The 18275-nt window shown below is 69.3% G+C and carries 15 protein-coding genes; 9 read left to right on the forward strand and 6 right to left on the reverse strand.

Translation table 11 applies throughout. The annotated features are described in order from the left end of the window. Nucleotides 1-404: 404 nt before the first annotated feature. The 4 genes from IEW34_RS19400 (at nt 405) to IEW34_RS19415 (ending at nt 4850) form a co-directional block, all read left to right on the forward strand. Nucleotides 405-1076: a response regulator gene (locus IEW34_RS19400; RefSeq protein ID WP_188610874.1), complete on the forward strand. Its 672-nt coding sequence runs from the start codon at nt 405-407 to the stop codon at nt 1074-1076. A gap of 12 nt (nt 1077-1088) precedes the next feature. Next, nucleotides 1089-2648: a hybrid sensor histidine kinase/response regulator gene (locus tag IEW34_RS19405; RefSeq protein WP_188610875.1), complete on the forward strand. Its 1560-nt coding sequence runs from the start codon at nt 1089-1091 to the stop codon at nt 2646-2648. Between the two features lie 18 nt (nt 2649-2666). Beyond that, nucleotides 2667-3887, forward strand: coding sequence for an ABC transporter substrate-binding protein (locus IEW34_RS19410; RefSeq protein WP_188610876.1), 1221 nt, complete (start codon nt 2667-2669; stop codon nt 3885-3887). A gap of 72 nt (nt 3888-3959) precedes the next feature. Next, a complete protein-coding gene (locus tag IEW34_RS19415) occupies nt 3960-4850 on the forward strand; it encodes a sigma-70 family RNA polymerase sigma factor (protein ID WP_188610877.1) in 891 nt (296 codons plus the stop codon). An 81-nt stretch (nt 4851-4931) separates the two neighbouring features. On the opposite strand, the gene IEW34_RS19420 is transcribed toward IEW34_RS19415, so the two are convergent. Further along, the gene (locus IEW34_RS19420) at nt 4932-6074 is read right to left on the reverse strand and encodes a thiolase family protein (protein ID WP_188610878.1); all 1143 of its coding nucleotides are present in this window, start codon (nt 6072-6074) and stop codon (nt 4932-4934) included. 167 nt (nt 6075-6241) lie between these two features. Here IEW34_RS19420 and xth point away from each other — a divergent pair, with 167 nt between their 5' ends. The 5 genes from xth to IEW34_RS19445 all read left to right on the forward strand — a co-directional run bounded on the left by xth (nt 6242) and on the right by IEW34_RS19445 (nt 11350). Next, complete coding sequence (xth, locus tag IEW34_RS19425) at nt 6242-7069, forward strand: exodeoxyribonuclease III (RefSeq protein WP_188610879.1); 828 nt, start codon at nt 6242-6244, stop codon at nt 7067-7069. 23 nt (nt 7070-7092) lie between these two features. Continuing rightward, nucleotides 7093-7908: an APH(3'') family aminoglycoside O-phosphotransferase gene (locus IEW34_RS19430; protein WP_188610880.1), complete on the forward strand. Its 816-nt coding sequence runs from the start codon at nt 7093-7095 to the stop codon at nt 7906-7908. A 192-nt stretch (nt 7909-8100) separates the two neighbouring features. Then, complete coding sequence (locus IEW34_RS19435; RefSeq protein ID WP_188610881.1) at nt 8101-9024, forward strand: LysR substrate-binding domain-containing protein; 924 nt, start codon at nt 8101-8103, stop codon at nt 9022-9024. A gap of 107 nt (nt 9025-9131) precedes the next feature. Next, nucleotides 9132-10394 (forward strand): MFS transporter, encoded by a 1263-nt coding sequence (locus IEW34_RS19440; RefSeq protein WP_188610882.1) that lies wholly within the window; start codon nt 9132-9134, stop codon nt 10392-10394. A 5-nt stretch (nt 10395-10399) separates the two neighbouring features. Further along, complete coding sequence (locus IEW34_RS19445; RefSeq protein ID WP_188610883.1) at nt 10400-11350, forward strand: alpha/beta hydrolase family protein; 951 nt, start codon at nt 10400-10402, stop codon at nt 11348-11350. Here IEW34_RS19445 and IEW34_RS19450 read toward each other — a convergent pair. The 5 genes from IEW34_RS19450 to IEW34_RS19470 form a co-directional block, all read right to left on the reverse strand. After that, on the reverse strand, nt 11347-11745 hold the full coding sequence (locus IEW34_RS19450) for a GFA family protein (RefSeq protein ID WP_188610884.1): 399 nt from the start codon (nt 11743-11745) through the stop codon (nt 11347-11349). The genes IEW34_RS19445 and IEW34_RS19450 overlap by 4 nt on opposite strands. A gap of 108 nt (nt 11746-11853) precedes the next feature. Then, nucleotides 11854-13056: an ABC transporter substrate-binding protein gene (locus IEW34_RS19455; protein WP_188610885.1), complete on the reverse strand. Its 1203-nt coding sequence runs from the start codon at nt 13054-13056 to the stop codon at nt 11854-11856. 280 nt (nt 13057-13336) lie between these two features. Then, on the reverse strand, nt 13337-14977 hold the full coding sequence (locus tag IEW34_RS19460) for a GMC family oxidoreductase (RefSeq protein ID WP_188610886.1): 1641 nt from the start codon (nt 14975-14977) through the stop codon (nt 13337-13339). A gap of 116 nt (nt 14978-15093) precedes the next feature. Then, on the reverse strand, nt 15094-16359 hold the full coding sequence (locus IEW34_RS19465) for an alpha/beta fold hydrolase (RefSeq protein ID WP_210324538.1): 1266 nt from the start codon (nt 16357-16359) through the stop codon (nt 15094-15096). A 172-nt stretch (nt 16360-16531) separates the two neighbouring features. Then, nucleotides 16532-17968, reverse strand: coding sequence for an aldehyde dehydrogenase family protein (locus tag IEW34_RS19470; protein ID WP_188610887.1), 1437 nt, complete (start codon nt 17966-17968; stop codon nt 16532-16534). Nucleotides 17969-18275 lie beyond the last annotated feature (307 nt).

Genomic DNA, 18275 nt, shown 5'->3' on the forward strand with positions numbered 1-18275 from the left:
GGCGACGTTTTGGTGGCGTGGCGCGTCCCACGATTCGGGCACGCCGCCTGATCGCTGTGGCTAGATATTTTATCTAGCTGTATTGCCAATACGCTAAGACTGGGTGGCGGCAGCGGTCAAGGCCGTTTAGAGGGCGTGACGAGACTATTTTGGGCGATGAGCTGGATATTTGCAATGCACAACGCTGCACTACAATGATGCGGTAGTATCAGAGTGTCGCCTCAAAGTAAGGCTGTGCGCGGCGTTCACCCTGATATATAGGTGATATGTCTAGATGAATCGCAAGATCGCTGCCGCGGCGCAGCGAGCCGAGGGACGCGGGTTGCGTCGCGGGCGGCGGCAAGCGAAAAGACGCGCCCGAGGCGGAAGGCCGCCGGCGTCAGGCGCCATTCGAGCGAAACGCGATGAAAGTATTGATCGCCGACGATCACTGGATGGTGCGCGAGTCGCTCAAGCAGGTGATGCGGCGGCTTCGGCAGACGCTCGACGCCCTCGAGGCGGAAACCTTCGACGAGGCGATCGCGACCTTGCTCGCCCATCCCGACATCGACCTCGTGCTGGTCGACCTGGTCATGCCCGGCTTCGACGCGTTCGCAGGGCTCCAGCGCATGCGCGAGCAGTTTCCCAACGTGCCGGTGGTGGTGGTGTCGGTGCATGAGGACCTGGAGCACGTGCTGCGCTCGGTCGAGCACGGCGTCATCGGCTACATCCCCAAGTCGGCCGACGGGCCGGAGATCGAGCGTGCCCTGGAGCGCGTGCTGGCAGGCGAGGTGTCGTTTCCGCGGCGCGTCATCGAGCGCTCGGCCGGCGCCGGCAACCCGCGTGCACCGGCCGAGCCGCCGACGCCGCCGCCCAGTGCCTACGACAGCCTCACCAACCGGGAGCGCGACGTGCTGTCGTTGCTCGGGCGCGGCTATTCGGTGAAGCGCATCGCCGAGGACCTCGACCTGAGCAGCCAGACCGTCCGGGTGCACCTGAGCAACCTGATGAAGCGGCTCGGCCTGCGCGACCGCTCGGCCGCCATCCACTATGCGATCAGCCTGGCCAACGAGACCGGGCCGGCCGGCAGAACCTGAAGGATCGGCCCGGTGACGGATCGCGGCGCAGACGACCTGCTCGGCACGATCCGCACCGGCCTCGATGCCATTCCGGCGGGCGTCGCGGTGTGGAGCGGCGAACGGCGGCTCGCCTATTGCAACCGGGCTTTCCGCGAGGCGCTCAACCCCGCCCCCGGCGCCATCCACGATGGCATGGCCTTCTTGGATTTCCTGCGCCTCGTCGGCCGGTCCAACGAGTGGATCCTGCCCGGTGGCGCCGACGAATGGGTCGCCGCGGAGGAGGGCGACTTCGGTGTCGACAAGAGCCACGAGATCGGGCTCGCCGACGGCCGCACGGTCGAAGTCGTCCAGCGTGCCATCGCCGCCGGCGGCATGGTCACCACGGTGAACGACGTCACCGCGGTGAAGCGCAGCGAAGGCGCGCTACGCCGCGCGAAGGAGGCGGCGGAGGCGACCGACGAAGCCAAGTCTCGCTTCCTGCGTGCCGCCAACCACGACCTGCGACAGCCCCTGGCCACCCTGAAGATCCTTATCTACGGCTGCATGTCCGAGCAGGACCCGGAGCACCGGGCCGACATGCTGCACGCCATGGACATCGCCGCCTCCGTCATGGAGGACCTGCTCGGCGCGCTTTTGCAGATCGGCCAGCTCGACGCCGGCCGCATCCAGCCGCGGGTGACCACCTTCCAACTGGCCCAGGTGTTCGAGCGGCTGGCCATCCAGTTCCGCCATCAGGCCCAGGAGAAGGGGCTCACGCTGCGCTTCGTGTCTTCCCGCAGCACTGTGACCACCGACCGGGCGCTGCTCGAGCGCATCCTCAGCAACCTGCTGGCCAACGCTATCCGATACACCGAGCTCGGCGGCATCGTGGTGGGCTGCCGCCGTGCCGGTCGGGCGCTGCGCATCGAGGTGACCGACACCGGCCGCGGCATCGCAAGCGAGCACCAGGAGCGCATCTTCGACGAGTTCTACCGCATCCCCGACAACGCGCGCCGCCAGAAGACCGGCCTCGGCCTCGGCCTCAATATCGTGCGGCGCCTCGGCGACCTGCTCGGCCACCCCGTCACGCTGCGCTCGGTGCCCGGCCGAGGCTCGGTTTTCGCGGTGACCGTGCCGGTGGGCAATGTCTGGTTGAGCGACATGGGCGAGCCGGAGATCAGCGAGACCATCGGCGGCGAGTTCGTCGGCATCCGGGTGTTGCTGATCGAGGACGACGACGTCCTGCGCCAGACCATGAAGCAGCTGCTGGAGCGCTGGGGTATCGAGGTGCTGGCGGCCGCCGACGAAGCGGCAGCGCTACGCGAGGTGGGTGCGGGCCGGCCGCCGCCCCGGCTCATCATCGCGGACTACACCTTGAAGCAGCGCACCGGCGTCGCCATCGTCGCCGCCATCCGCCGCGCGGCAGGGATCGCCATTCCAGCGATCGTGGTGACGGCAGACACCGAGCCGCGCGTCGTCGCCCATGTGCGCGAGGCCGGCCTGCCCATCCTGATCAAGCCGGTGAGCCCGCCGCGCCTGCGCGTGCTGATGCACAACCTGCTGTTCGAGCCGAGGCTGGCGGCGGCGCCGCCGGCGAACCCGCCGCTCTAGACCGCAAGGGGCCCGACCATGTCCGAGGGCGCATCCCCCATTCCGATCGGCAGCATGGTGCCGCTCACGGGCCCGTCGGCGGCCGATGGCGCCGAGTTCCGCAAGGGCATCGTGCTTGCCGTCGAGGAGATCAACGCCCGCGGCGGCCTGCTCGGGCGACCGCTCAAGCCGGTGTTCGCCGACACTGGCAGCCAGTCGGCGGAGGAGGTGGTGGCGGCGACGCGCCGGCTCATCGAGACCCACGGGGTCCACGCCGTCATCAACGGCTACAACATCGGGCCGCAGAACTCCGAGTACGAGCCGATCGCCGATGCCGGCATCATCTACATCCACCACAATACGCTCTTGCAGCATCACGACACGGTGACGAGCGACCCCGAGCGGTATTTCGGCTGCTTCATGGGCGATCCGGCCGACTATTGGTACGGCCAGGGCTTCATCAAGTTCATCTCGTGGCTCAGAGACAGCGGCCAGTGGCGGCCCTCGTCAGACCGCATGGCCATCGTGTCGGGCTCCAAGCCCTACAGCATCGTCATCGCCAACGCGATGGCGAGCGTCGCCTCCCAGTTCGGCTGGCGCGTGGCGCTGGGGCCGCGCATCGTCGAGACTCCCACCACCGACTGGCGCGAGGTGCTGGGTGAGGTGCGGGCCGTCGATCCCGCGGTGGTGGTCAACACCCACTTCTACGCCGGCGATCTCGCTCACTTCCAGTTGCAGTTCATGGAGAAGCCGATCGACGCCATCGTCTACCTCCAGTATGGCGCCATGCATCAGTCGTTCATCGACATCGCCCAGGACAAGGGCGTCGGCGTCATCGTCAGCACCGTCATCGGGCTGCTGCGAGACGAGATGGGCCAGCGCTTCGCCCGCCGCTACTTCGCCCGCTTCGGCGATGGCTCCACGCCCCAGGTCGGCTGCCAGCCCTACAGCGCCATGCACCACTACGCCATCGCCGCCTCCATCGCCGGCGGCTCCGGCGCCCCGGGGGATGTCGCCCAGAACCGCAAGGTGGCCCACGCCCTGCGCAACACCATCTACCGCGGCGTGGTCGGCATCATCCGCTATCACGCCGACTGGCAGGCGGCGGTGCCCTATCCGGACTTGGCCCACGATCCCTCGCTCGGCATGCCGCACCTGTTCTACCAGGTGCGCGACGTGCGCCGCGACCTCGCGCTGATCGCGCCCGAGCCCTACAACACCGAGACCTTCGCTAGCCCGCCGTGGATCAAGCCGCGCTGAGGCGGCCGCATGTCACATTCGCTGCCGCCGCCTCGTCTTGAGGAGACGAGATCAGGCCAGAAGGACCAAGCTATGCCAGCACCTACCCAGCCCTCCAGCCCGCAGGCGAACGCCGCCGCAAGCTTCGACCCGCTGCGGCCGAAGCTCATCCGCATCGCCTATCGCATGCTGGGCTCGGTCGCGGACGCGGAGGACGTGGTGCAGGAGGCGTTCATCCGCTGGTTCGCCGCCGACCGCGGCGCAGTGCACGAGCCGGAGGCGTTCCTGCGGCGGGTGGTGACGCGCCTCTGCCTCGATCAGCTGAAGTCGGCGCGGCATCGGCGCGAGACCTATGTCGGCCCGTGGCTGCCGGAGCCGGTGGTGGAGCCGGCGGAGGAGGAGGTCGACGAGGACGTGACCCTGCCCTTGATGCTGGCACTGGAGCGGCTGACCCCGCTGGAGCGGGCGGCCTTCCTGCTGCACGATGTCTTCGGTCTGGGCTTCGACGAGATCGCCGAGACCATCGGGCGGGAGGCGGCCGCCTGCCGGCAGCTGGCCAGCCGCGCCCGCACCCATGTGCGCGGCGCCCGTCCCCGCTCCGAGGTGCCCAGGCAGCGCGGGCTGGAGATCGCCGCCGCCTTCTTCGCGGCCTCGCGCAGCGGCGACATGGATGGCCTGCGGCGCCTGCTGGCCGCCGACGTGGTGGTCCAGGCCGACGGTGGCGGCAAGAAGCCGGCGGTCGGCCGGCCGATCGAGGGTGTCGACGCCGTCATGGCGTTTCACGGCTCGCTGGCCCAGGCCTTCGCCGAGACAATGTCGCGCATGGTGCGCTACGCCACCATCAACGGCCTGCCGGGCTTCATCACGCTCGAGGGTGACACGTTGCAGACAACGGCCCTCGAGATCGAGGACGGCAGGATCAAGGCCGTCTACGTCATGCGCAACCCGGACAAGCTGCGCCACCTCCCCGAGGCGGTGCATTGACGTTCGGCAGCGGGCCTGAACGGTCGGGTCAAGCCAGGTCAAGCCGGGCGTTGACGCGTGCGAGCGCCGGCGCGACGGACGTCACACCGCCTCCAGGATGGTCGCCACCCCCTGGCCGCCGCCGACGCATTGGGTGGAGAGCGCGAGTCGCGCGCCCCGGCGCTTCATGAGCTGGGCCGCCTTGGCCGTGATGCGGGCGCCAGTGGCGCCGAGCGGGTGGCCGATGGCGATGCCGCCGCCGTCGAGGTTGACCTTGTCCTCGGGGATGTCGAGCTCGCGCAGGCAGGCGACGGCCTGGCTGCCGAACGCTTCGTTGATCTCGACCACATCGATGTCGTCGATGGTGAGCCCAGCCCGCGCCAGCGCCTTCAGGGTGGCCGGCACCGGCCCCATGCCCATGACCTCCGGCGGGCAGCCCGCCGCGGCGACGGCGCGGATGCGGGCCAAGATGGCGAGGCCGTGGGCGCGGGCATAGTCCTCGCTGCACACCAGCACCGCCGAGGCGCCGTCGGTGAGGGGGGAAGCCGTGCCGGCGGTGACGCTGCCGTTGGGGCGGAAGGCGGGCTTGAGCCCGGCGAGCCCCTCCCGCGTGGTCTGCGGGCGCAGGCAGCCGTCGGCCTCGATCACGCCCTCGGCCGTGGTGACCGGCACGATCTCGTCGATGAGGCGTCCGCTCGCCTGGGCCTCGGCCGCCTTCTGCTGTGAGGCGTAAGCCAACTCTTCCTGGTCGGCGCGGGTGATGCCGTAGCGTTCGGCCACGTTCTCGGCCGTCTCGCCCATGGCGATATAGGCGTCGATCACCGGGTCCGGCCCCGCAAAGCGGGGGTTGGGCGAAGCGTTGAAGCCGCCCTGTGGCACCCGCGTCATGGACTCCACGCCGCCGCAGATGAAGGCCTCGCCCGCGCCGATGGCGATCTGCCCGGCGGCCACGTGGATCGCCGACATGGACGAGCCGCAGAAGCGGTTGAGGGTCATGCCGGGCACCTCGATCGGCAGCCCGGCCAGCAGCAGCGCGATGCGGGCGATGTTGCTGCCCTGCTCGGCCTCCGGATAGGCGCAGCCCAGGATGACGTCGTCGATGCCGGCGGGATCGAGGCCGGTACGCTCCACCAGGCCCTTGATGGCCACGGCGGCCAGGTCGTCCGGCCGCACGCCGGTCAGCGCGCCCTTGCGGGCGAAATGGAACGGGGTGCGGGCATAGCCCGCGATGACGGCTTGGCTCATCGGCGTGACGTCTCCTGTTGCGGGGCGTGATGCCTTGCAGGCCGAGGCCGGCGCGCCACCCGCCAGCGATATAATAGTGTATATACACTATTGCAAGAACGACCTTGCCCGGGCGATTGTTGGGCTCGACGCGCCCCTCGACCGCCAGACCCGCCGCGCTTCCTCCCATGAAAATTGCCACCTTCAACGTCAACGGCATCAATGGACGCCTGCCGGTGCTGTTGGGCTGGCTCGCCGAGGCGGAGCCGGATGTGGTCTGCCTGCAGGAGCTGAAGGCGCCCGACGAGAAGTTCCCGCGCCGCGCCCTGGAGGCGGCCGGCTACGGGGCGGTCTGGCACGGACAGAAGAGCTGGAACGGCGTCGCGATCCTTGCCCGCGGCGCAGAGCCGCTGGAGACGCGCCGCGCGCTGCCCGGCGACAGTGACGACAGCCATAGCCGTTACATCGAGGCGGCGGTGCGCGGCGTGCTCGTCGCTTGTCTCTATCTGCCGAACGGCAATCCGGCGCCGGGGCCGAAGTTCGCCTACAAGCTCGCCTGGTTCGAGCGCCTCATCGCCCACGCCGCCGACCTGCTGGGGAGCACCGCGCCGGTCGTCCTCGCCGGCGATTTCAATGTCATGCCCACGGACCTCGACGTCTACAAACCCGAGCGCTGGGAGGGCGACGCGCTGTTTCGGCCCGAGGTGCGCGACGCCTATCAGCGCCTGCTGGCGCAGGGGTGGACCGATGCGGTGCGCAGCCTGCATCCGGGCGAGCGCATCTATACCTTCTGGGACTATTTTCGGAACGCTTGGGGCCGAAATGCCGGGCTGCGGCTGGACCATCTGCTGCTCAGTCCGTCGCTTGCCGATCGCCTGGCCGCGGCGGGGGTCGACCGCGACGTGCGCGGCTGGGAGAAGGCGAGCGATCACGCGCCGGCCTGGATCGAGCTCGGTGAGCCCCGCAGGCCCCAGGCCGGCCGGCGCGCCCGGCGTCCACGCGCTGGCGCGGACTGAACTCTCTCTGTAAACGCGATCCCATGGCCACGACACCCCTCGAACGGCTGCTTCCGAACGCCCCGCCGGGACACCGCTGGGCGCGGGTCGAGACGGGCGAATCCACAGACCAGGTTTTTCGGCGCAGCGACGGGTCGGCCTATGCCAAGCTGTCGGACCGCCGTGGTGCGGCGCGCCTCGAGGATGAGCGGCGCCGGACGGAATGGCTCGCCGGCATGGGTCTTGGGTCGCCGGCGGTGATCGACTGGCTTCATTGCGAGCTTGGCGCGTGCCTCGTCACGGCCGCCGTGCCCGGCGTGTCGGCCGCTGAACTCTCCGGCGCCGCGCTGAGCGCCGCGTGGCCATCGATCTGCCGCCAGCTCAAGTCGTTGCACGATGTGCCGGTCGCGGACTGCCCTTTCGAGCGGACCCTTGCCACCATGTTCGGGCGGGCCGTCGACGTGGTGGCGCGGGCCGCCGTCAATGCGGACTTTCTGCTCCCGGCCGACAAGGGCACGCCGCCCGCTATCCTGCTGGCGAACGTGAAGGCCGACCTGCCGGCGCGGCTGGCGCAGGAGCCCGGCGACCTCGTCGTCTGTCACGGCGACGCCTGCCTGCCAAACCTTCTGGTCGATCCCGAGACGCTGCGCTGTACGGGGATGATCGATCTTGGCCGGTTGGGCCTGGCGGACCGCTACGCCGATCTTGCCCTGCTCCTCGCCAATGCGAGCGAAAGCTGGTCTTCTCCCGCCGACGCCCAACTCGCTCGGGCGCGCTTGTTCGACATCCACCAGATCTCGACGCCGGACAACGACCGGCTGGATTTCTATCTTCGACTGGACCCGCTGACCTGGGGATGAGACACGACCATCCTCGGCGGATATCGTTGCCGGATCGTCTAGAGCTTTTCGAGCGAAGTGGACGCCGGTTCGCGTGATGAAAACGCGACAAGTCAAGCAGATAGAGCATTTCGGCGATTCGAAGAAACGCGGAAAGGCTCTAGGAATGCTCCGTCTCGTTGTCTGTGGTGTGCATCTCCGGACGGGTATGTGATGGCGCTTCGTCTCCCCCCGCTGCCGGCCCTGCGCTTCTTCGAAGCGGCGGGGCGCCACAAGAGCTTCAAGCTCGCCGCCGCCGAGCTCAACGTGACGCCCAGTGCCGTGAGCCACGGCATCGTCGGCCTGGAACAGGCGCTCGGCGTCACGCTCTTTGCGCGCAACGGGCGCACGCTGTCGCTGACGGCGGCGGGCGCCGACTATCTGCCCTATGTCGCGGAGGCTCTGTCGCTGATCGCGATCGGCACCCAGCGCCTGCCGGCCGGGCGCGGAGCCCGTGCGCTTGCCGTGAGCTGCGCGCCGACGCTCGCCGCGCGCTGGCTGTTGCCGCGGCTGCAGCGATTCCAGAGCCGCTGGCCGCAGGTCGGCGTGACCGTCGACACATCGCACCGGCAGGTGGGCTTTCCTGTCGACGGTTTCGATTTCGCCATCCGCCTGAGCCGGGCGCCGGCCGTCGGCGCCCGCTGGACCCGGCTCTTCGGCCAGCGGCTGATCCCCGTGTGCAGTCCGGCCTATCGCGCCCGGCTGGGCGATGGGGCGGGGCATGTGGATCTCGGCCGCGCCTCGCTGATCCACGTCATGACCGCGAGCGAGGACTGGCAGGCCTGGTTCGACGTACACGAATTAGGGGAGGTCGAGATCGCAGGCGGCCTGCGCTTCGACGAGTTCCACCTCGCCTTCGAAGCCGCCGCCGCCGGCCTCGGCGTTGCGCTCGGCCGCCGGCCACTGGTCGATCGCGAGCTCGCCAGCGGAGCCTTGGTCGAAGTGGCGGCGCAGCCGATCAGCGGTGACACGGCCTATTGGCTGGTGAGCGCCGACGGTGCCGACCAGCGCTCCGATCTGCGTGCCTTCAAGGCCTGGCTGCTGAAGGAGGCGCAGGCCTCGGACGCGGACGCCGTCACCGCCGCGGCGGGACCATGAGTGGCCCTCCCGCCCGCTCGGATGAAGATCCTTCATCCATCGTCGAAACCTTCTCCTTTGCCGGGACGGGGACGGCTCTGCCATGTTCACGGGCCAAGGAGGGCCCCATGGCCTTGGCATCCGCGACCAGACGCTCCGCACCCATGGTGAGCAACGCGACCCTCGTCATGGTCGCCGGCGCCCTGATCCTCAGCGCCGCCATGGGCGTCCGCCAGACGTTCGGGCTCTATCTCGCTCCCTTCGCGCTCGAGCGGGCCATTCCCGTCACCCAGTTCGCGCTCGCCATCGCTCTGCACAATCTGGTCTGGGGGGTGGCGCAACCTTTTGCCGGGGCCGCCGCCGACCGCTACGGCGCCGCGCCGGTCGCCGGCTTCGGTGTCGTCGCCCTCGCCGCCGGCCTCGCTCTCGCGGCGTTCGCCGGGTCGGGCGGGATGCTGATCGCGGGCATCGGTCTGCTCGTCGGCATCGGCATCAGCTGCACCAGCTTCGGCGTGGTGCTGGCGGCGGTCGGACGTGCCGTTTCGGCGGAAAGGCGCAGCATGGCCATGGGGATCGCCAGCGCCGGCGGCTCGCTCGGGCAGGTGCTGATGGTGCCCGTGGCGCAGACCGCGACCGAGCTGGCCGGGCTCACCAATTCATTGCTCGTCCTCGCCGCCATCGTGCTGCTCGCGGCGCCGCTCGGCCTGCTCCTCGATCGCCGTGACGCCACGGCTCCGGCGGCGGGGCCCGCCGCCGTGCCGCTCGGCGAGGCGCTGACCGAGGCGGCCCGGCATCGGGGCTTCCAGCTGTTGACCCTCGGCTTCTTCACGTGCGGCTTCCAGCTCGCCTTCATCGCCACCTATCTGCCGGGCTATCTGACCCTCTGCCACATGCCGCCGTCGCTGGGGGCCACCGCGCTGGCGCTGATCGGGCTGTTCAACATGGCCGGCAGCTGGGCCTGCGGCTGGCTCGGCGGCCGCTTCCGGCAGCAGTATGTGCTCGGCTGGCTCTACCTGATCCGCGGCGCCGCCATCGCCGTCTTCCTGGCGCTGCCCCCCTCCACTGCCTCCGTGGTGATCTTCGCCGCGGTGATGGGGCTGACCTGGCTCGGCACCGTGCCGCTGACCAGCGGGCTGGTGGCCAAGTTCTTCGGCCTGCGTCACCTGGGCACCCTGTTCGGCGTCTGCTTCCTCAGCCACCAGGTCGGCTCCTTCCTCGGCGCCTGGCTGGGGGGCGCCGTCTTCGACGCCACAGGCTCCTACACCTTCATCTGGGCGGCGACGGCGGCGGCGGGACTCGTGGCCGCGCTGCTTCATTTCGCCATCAAGGACCGGCCGGGCGACGGCTCGTCCCAGCCAGCGCCCCCTCAAGCCATGCCCGCGAGCGCCTGACGCCCATGGATCCGCAGCCCATCACCATCACCTGCCGCGACGGCTATCGCCTCGGCGGTCACCTTTGGGCCAGCGAGTCGGAGCGCGCGGCGGCCACCGTCATCGTCAATCCCGCCACCGGCGTGCTTGCGCGCTACTACCACGCTTACGCCCGCTGGCTCGCCGAGCAGGGCTTCGCGGTCGTCACCTATGACTACCGCGGCATCGGCGCCTCGCGGCCGCCGCGGCTGCGCGGCAGCGCCATCCGCTGGCGCGACTGGGGCGAGCTGGACTTCGATGCGGCGGCGGTTTGGGCCAAGCAGCGTGATCCGCATGGCCGCCTCTGGGTCGTGGGCCACAGCATCGGCGGCATGCTGGTGGGCTTCGCGCCCGCCGCCGTCCACGTCGACCGCCTGCTCACCATGGGCGCGCAATACGCCTATTGGCGCGACTATGCCGCCGCCGCCCGCGCCCGGCTGCTGCTCAAGTGGCACCTGGCGATGCCGGCGATCACGGCCACCCTCGGCTTTCTTCCGGGCAAGCGGCTGGGCTGGCTGGAGGATCTGCCGGCGGGCGTCGCCTTCGAATGGTGCCGGCGCCGCGCCCGCTTCGAATGGAGCTACCCGGTCCGCGAGCGCGAGCCAATCCTGGGCCGCTTCGCCGCGGTGACGGCACCGATTCTCGCGATCGGCGTCAGCGACGACGAGTTCGGCACGCCGCAGGCCATTGCTCGCACGCTCGCCTACTACCGCGGCAGCGAGCGCCGGCAGGTGATGCTGACCCCGCGCGACCTCGGCTACGACGCGATCGGCCACTTCAGCCTGTTCCACGCCCGCCACCGCGACGGCTTCTGGCCGGCGACTCTGGGCTGGCTGCGCGACGATGTCGTTCCGTGGCCCGTTGGTGTCGCGCTGGCGCCGGAGCGAGAGGGCCGTGCGGGCGAAACAGTCCCGGCAGCGGCGTCCCGCGTGGCCTAAATTCCGTCCCACGGACCGGGGAAGACCGGCAGGCTGTCGCACAGTGGCTCCCAGCGCAGCTTCTCGGCCGTCCATGTGTGGTCCCTGGGCGCCGCGGCCTCGGGATCGTCGAGGCTCGCCGTGGTCACGTCGATCTCGTCCGGCAGGCCGTCGTGCTCATAGGTCAGCGCCGTGCCGCAGCTTCCGCAGAAACGCCGTGTCACCCGCGGGCTGGAGCGGAAGCTCGCCGGCGCCGTGGCGGTGAAGTGGAAGCTGGCGCGGGGCACGCTGAACCAGGCGACCGAAGCGGCCCCGGCGATCCGGCGGCAGTCGGCGCAATGGCATAGCGTTGCGTGGAAGGGCGGTGCCTCGGCGTCGTAGCGCACCTGCCCGCAGTAGCAGCCTCCGCTCAGCATCGGGTCCTCCGTCGCCGCATCGCGTCGCGCCCAGCGCGCGTCCTGCTCAACACGCGTCCTGGCGACAACGCAGCGGACGCCGGGAGGTTCGGTTGTGGCGCGCGACATCTAGGGGGCCGGCACCTCCCAGCTCTTGCCGTTGAACCGCTGGATCTTCAGCGACTTGAAGGTGTCGTAGTCCTGCGGCGTGCTGCGCAGCGCGATGCCGGGCAGCACCATCGGAAAATCCACCGCGTCGAGGCTCGTCGCGATCTCGAGGATGTGCTCGCGCGTCAGCCGGTTGCCGGCGGCCTCTAGGATTCGCCGCAGCATCGCCGCCGAGGCGTAGCCGTAGGCCGCGCTCGCGTCGTCGGCGCGGCCATCGAGCCCCACCCTGCGCATGAAGGCCAGGTAGTCCTTGACGTCGGGTGTCTCCGCCCAGACGGGATCGAGCGGCGCCTTGAACGCCAGCGCCGAGACGATGCCCTTCGCCAGCGCGAGTCCCGCCGGCTGGAACACGCCGGCGATCGAGGTGGCCGGGCTCCAGAAGAGGCGCAGCGGCTCCCAGCCGATCTCATGGGCGCGGCGGATCGCCTGGACGGCGAATTTCGGCGGCCCGGCGAAGACGAGGACGTCGCTGCCGGCCGCCTTCATGTTCAGCAGTGGCGAGTCGACCGTGGGGTCTGCGACCTCGAACCCGATCTGGGAGACGATGCGACCCTTGAAGTCGTCCCCCAGGCTCTTCTTCAGGTCGGCCAGGAAGTCGCGCCCGGAATCGTCGTTCTGGTAGAGCACGGCGATGTTGGCGCCCGGATTGGTCGCCTTGATGTAACTGGCATAGGCCTGCGCCTCGCGCCGGTACGAGGGATAGAAGGTCATGCTCCAGCGGAACTTGTCCGGGTTGTGCCACTTCGAGCTGCCGCTGCCGATCAAGAGGTGGGGAATGCGCTTGGCGTTCAGATAGGCCTGGATGGCGGCGTTGGTGGGCGTGCCCAGTGAGCCGGCGATGAACAGCACCTCCTCGCCCTCGACGAGCTTGCGCGTCTGCTCCACCGTCTTGGGTGGACTGTAGCCATCGTCGAGCGAGATCAGGTTGACCATCCGTCCGTTGATGCCGCCGCGGCTGTTCAGATCGTTGAAGTAGGCCGTCATCACCGTGCCCTGGAGCGCCAGCACCGACTGCGGGCCGCTGTAGGGCATGGTCTGGCCGATCCGGATCTCGGTATTGCTGGCACCGGGGTCGTAGGCCGCGTCCATCGCCGTCCCGCCCGCCGCAGAAGCGGCGCTGACGGCAAGCGAGCCGACGAGCCCAAGTAAAGCACGAGCTATCATGGTTCCCACCCAGGTTTATGCGTCCGCCACGAGCGCGGAGGCGTGTAGTGGCCGGAGCGATTTGCCGGCGGCGGCTTCGGCGCTTGCGGCCGGGCCACGGCCCGAGCGCGTGACGCTGCCCCGATGCAGCGCGAAAGCGTGTCGAGTGCAGGGTTAGATCTGTCACTGAGCAGTCGTGGCAGCTCTGTAGTTAGGATCGGCAGATCGTCCGCAGAGTCTGCGCGAGATCAATATTTGCTCGAGATCCCACTCGGGCAGAGCCGCCTGATCTTCGGTTGTTCTATCGACGCATATCCTGCAGCACCATATCGGCGGCTTTCTCGCCGATCATGATGGCCGGAGCATTGGTGTTGCCCGAGACGATGGTCGGCATGATCGACGCGTCGGCGACGCGCAGGCCACCGACGCCGCGCACGCGCAGACGCTCGTCGACCACCGCATCCTCGCCTGCGCCCATGGCGCACGTCCCCACCGGGTGGTACATCGTGTTGGCGCAGCCGCGGATATAGGCCTCCAGTTCCCCGTCGTCGCCGACGTCGATGCCCTCCGCCGGCGCGAGTCGCTTGACGAGGACCTCGCGGATCTGGGGCGAGGCATAGATGGTGTCGACCAGCCGCAGGGCGCTCATCAGCGCGGCGAGATCGCTGTGATGCGACAGGTAGTTGGCGTGGATGGCGGGGGCCGCGGCCGGCGCCGCCGCCTTGAGCCGGATCTGGCCGCGCGACTTGGGCCGCAGATACGACACCGATGCCGACCAGCCAGGAAACGTGTGGTCTCCCGGCGTGCCCGAGACCATCGCCTCGGTGCTGTAGGCGCGAAAGCCGATCTGCGTGTCGGGCGTGTCGGCGCCGGGGAGCGACCGGCAGAAGATATAGGCGCTGCTGGAACCGGTGGTGAGCAGGCCGCTGCCGCGCGCGTAATAGCGCAGGATATGGGGCAGCAGCCGCACGCCGCGCGTCTCGGCATTGAAGCTGAACCCCGGCTTCACCTCGTGCACCCAGTGCACATACATGTGGTCCTGCAGGTTCTGGCCGACGCGCGGGCTGTGACGGGCGACCTCGATGCCCCATTCCTTGAGATGCTCGCCCGGTCCGATGCCGGACAGCATCAGGATCTGCGGTGAATTGACGGCGCCGGCCGACAGGATGATTTCGCCGGTGCAACCGACGCGCTTCGTCTGGCCATCGCGGGCGACGTCGACGGCAATCGCCCGTCCGCTCTCGGTGACGATCCGTTCGACCATCGCCTCGGTCCAGATGGACAGGTTGGGCCGCGCATCGATGGAGCGCAGATAGGCGGTCGCCGTCGTGTGCCGGCGCCCCCGGTTGTCGATGGTGTGATCGATCCAGCCGATCCCGTCCTGCTTCGCGCCGTTGAAGTCGGTGTTCAGCGGCAGCCCGGCGGCGAGGCCCGCGTCGATGAAGGCCCGGGTCGCCCGGTGGATAGAGGATCCGGGCGGCTGGCGATGGGCGGTGCTGGTGACGCGCACGTTGCCGTCGCTGCCGTGGAGCCGGCTGGCGCCGCCCCAGTAGCTCTCGCTCCTCCTGAAATACGGCAGCACGTCGTCCCAGGACCAGCCCTTGGCGCCCGACTGCGCCCACTGATCGTAGTCTTCCGGCTGGCCTCGCACATAGGCCATGCCGTTGATGGCGCTCGAGCCGCCCAGCGTCTTGCCGCGCGGCCAATAGACGGTGCGGCCGTTGAGGTTGGGCTCCGGTTCGGTGGAATAGGCCCAGTTGATGCGGGTGTCGAGGAAGACGCGTTGCATGCCCGCCGGGATGTGGATCCACATGCTGGTGTCGCGCGGCCCCGCCTCCAGCAACAGCACCCGGTGGCGCGGGTCCGCCGACAGCCGGTTGGCCAGCACGCACCCGGCGGAGCCCGCCCCTATGACGATGAAATCGAATGTCTCGGCCACCATCGGCGCGGGCTCTTCTGCTTGGAGATGATTGTTCGCTGCCCGGGCGGGCGGCTACCGCCCCCGGCGCGGCGATGATCACGGCCCCGCGGGCACCGCTCCCACCGCGCGGCTCGTGCCTATGCGCCGCGCTGGGCGCGGATCTGTTTCAGGACCGGCAACAGATATTCGACGAAGACGTCCGGGTTCTCCGACATGGGGAAGTGACCGATGTCGTTCATCGCGGTCCAGGTCGATCCGGGGATCGCCGCGTGGGCAGCCTGGCCATGCTCCATCGTGCCGCTGGCATCGTATTCGCCCGACAGGATGTGGACCGGGACCTTCGATGTATCGATGCGGCCCGCCGCCTGGCGCAGATCGTAATCGACCAGATAATAGTAGAGGTCGCCGAGAAAAGCTGGCGGCCATCCGGCGGCGTAGACCTGGCTCGTCTCCTTGCGATAGGCCTCCGGCGAGGTCGGGCTCATCAAGGCGTTCATCAGTCGCGCTTTGTATTCGTTGCTCACCTGGGGATGCCAGAGCGCGTCGAGCTCGTTGATGTCGGTCTCGATCTTGAGTGCGCCCTCCAGCGAGATCACCGCGCCGAACGTCTCGGCATGGTGGCGGGCGAGGTCCAGGGCGAGGAGGCCGCCTACCGAGCAGCCCATGAACACCGGGCGGTCGAGGGCCAGCGCGCCCGCGAGCGCGACGGGCAGGGCGCGCGCAAAGCTCGCGGTCAGGCGGTACTCGTTCGCCCACCACTTCGGCCCCACCGGCGGCAGCGACTTGCCGTGGAAGGGCATGTCGTAGGCGATCAGCCGGAAGTGGTCGGTGATCGCCTTGCACTCGAACAGGTGGCGCCACTGGGAGCCATGGCAGCCCGCGGTGTGCTGCAGGAGCAGCGGAATGCCGGCACCTGCCTCCTCGAAATAGACGCGGTAGCTCTGGCTCTCGACGTCCAGATGAATGTAGCGGCCGACTGGGCTGTCGAACGTGCCGGTCCGGACGGCGGCGGGGGCCGCGGCGGCTGCCGCCAGGGCCGGTCGCAGCAGCTCGATCGCCCGCATGACGGCGGGGTAGTATTGGGCGAACTGGACCGGATCGGCTTCGAGCGTCATCTCGCCGAGGGCCATGATGCCGAAGATGTCGTTGTAGAAGCGCGGCGGCGTGCCGGCGATCAGCTTCTCCCACACCGGCTCCGCCGCCGCCAGCGTGATCACCCCGGGCGCGTCCTTAGCTGGCTCGCCTGGCCCGATCCGGCCCGCGGTCACCGTCAGGCCTGCCGTGCGCCCGGGCGCCTCCAGCCGCAGCCCGCCCGTCCAGTGGCGCGCGGCCAGGGCGAATTCGCCGTCGTCGCCGCAGACGGACGACAGCGCCGCGGACGTGAGATTGTCGATTGATGGCATTGCGTCCTCCCTCTGCTTGCGCTGCGGGCGCCGGCGATGCGGTTGCGTCTCGCGCATTGTCCCGCTCACGCCCGGCGGCAGCCGACGTCGGCATGACGTCAAATCGATCTGCTGTTATGCAAGATCACATTAAGTGTGATCATGTGTCTTTTAGTAATAATATTATATATTGTTACAGTTTGATCGTGATGCATTTGAGCTGCGTGTAGTGATGCAGCGCCTCGATGCCCTTCTCACGGCCGTAGCCGCTGTTCTTGTAGCCGCCGAGCGGCGTCTCGACCCCGCCGGCCTGATACTCGTTGACGTAGATCTGGCCGGCCTCGACGGCAGCCGCCACCCGGTGGACGCGCGACACGTCGCGCGTCCAGATGCCGGCGGCCAGGCCGTAGCTCGTATCGTTGGCGATGCGGATCGCTTCGGCCTCGTCTGCGAAGGGGATGACCACGAGCACCGGCCCGAAGATCTCCTCGCGGGCGATGCGCATGTCGTTGCGCACGCCGACATAGATGGTCGGCGGCACGAACCAGCCCTCACGCCAGGCCTCGTCCGGCGCGAGCTCACCGCCCACGATCGCCCGCGCGCCCTCCTGCCGGGCGACGTCGAAGTAGCTCCGGACGCGCCGGTACTGCGCCTCGGTGGTGAGGGGCCCGACCGTGGCGTCGGCCGCGGGCCCCACCCGCAGCGCGCCGACCGCCTGAGTGAGGCCGGCCACGACCTGATCATGGATCGACGCTTGCACCAGCAGGCGGCTGCCGGCCAGGCAGACCTGGCCGGCGTTGGCGGTGAAGGCACGCACCGCACCGGGAATGGCCTGCGTCAGGTCGGCGTCGTCGAAGATGATGTTCGGCGACTTGCCGCCCAGCTCCAGCGTCAGCGGAATGATCCGCTCCGCCGCGATGCGACCGATCTCGCGGCCGGCGCGGACGCTGCCGGTGAAGGCCACCTTGCGGACCAGCGGCTGCGAGACGAGGGCCGCGCCGGCGACGTCCCCTGCGCCGAGCACGACATTGAGCACGCCCGGCGGCAGGCCGCAGGCCTCGCACGCCATCTGCGCCAGGGCCACGGTGGTGCCGGAGGTGAACTCCGAGGGCTTGGCCACCACCGTGTTGCCGGCTGCGAGCGCCGGCGCGATGGCGCGCGCCGCCTGGTTCAGCGGCGCGTTCCAGGGGGTGATGACGCCGACGACGCCGTAGGGCTCGCGCACCGTGTAGGAGTGGTAGCCGGCGCCGAGATTGATCGTCTCGCCTTGAAAGACGTTCGTTAGGCCGCCGTAGAACTCGAAGTATTGCGCCGCGATCTCGATCTCGAAGGGCGCCTGCCATTGTGGCTTGCCCGTCTCCAGGCGTTCGAGGTCCGCGAGCTCGGCCGCCTTGTCGCGGATGGCGCGCGCGATGGCGAGCAGGATGCGGCCGCGCTCGATCGGTCGCCGGCTGCGCCAGGCCGGCGCGGCCGTAGCCGCCGCCGCGACCGCGCGCTCGACGTCGCCCGCATTTCCCGAAGCAACGCGAGCGGCGGCCTGACCTGCGCACGGATCAAACGAGCGTAGATATTCGCCGGACGACGGCGCTTGGCTGTGTCCATCAATGTAATGGTGCCACTGATCCGCCATGCGGGCCCGTTCCTCCTGCATTCTGCTTGGCATGATCTAAGCCGAGCCGGCGACCGGGCGGAAGTCGTCGTGGCGACAAATCATATATGTGATGGCGTGACTCGCCGACGGCACAGGAGGCCGCGGCGTGCAGCGAGCCGGTGCTATGCCGCGCGCGGCCGTCCCCCAGTCCGTCCGGCGCCCCGGCGATGGCGGACTGTCACGGCGAATGGCCGCGCCCGGCCGGACGCCACCGCCCGTTCGGCACGGGCTCTTCTCCGCCGCGCAGATCCCTTCGAGAGGATGGACGCCGTTCTTTGACAACGCG

Origin of the sequence: Chelatococcus reniformis, from assembly GCF_014640075.1 — a bacterium.
GTDB lineage: Bacteria > Pseudomonadota > Alphaproteobacteria > Rhizobiales > Beijerinckiaceae > Camelimonas > Camelimonas reniformis.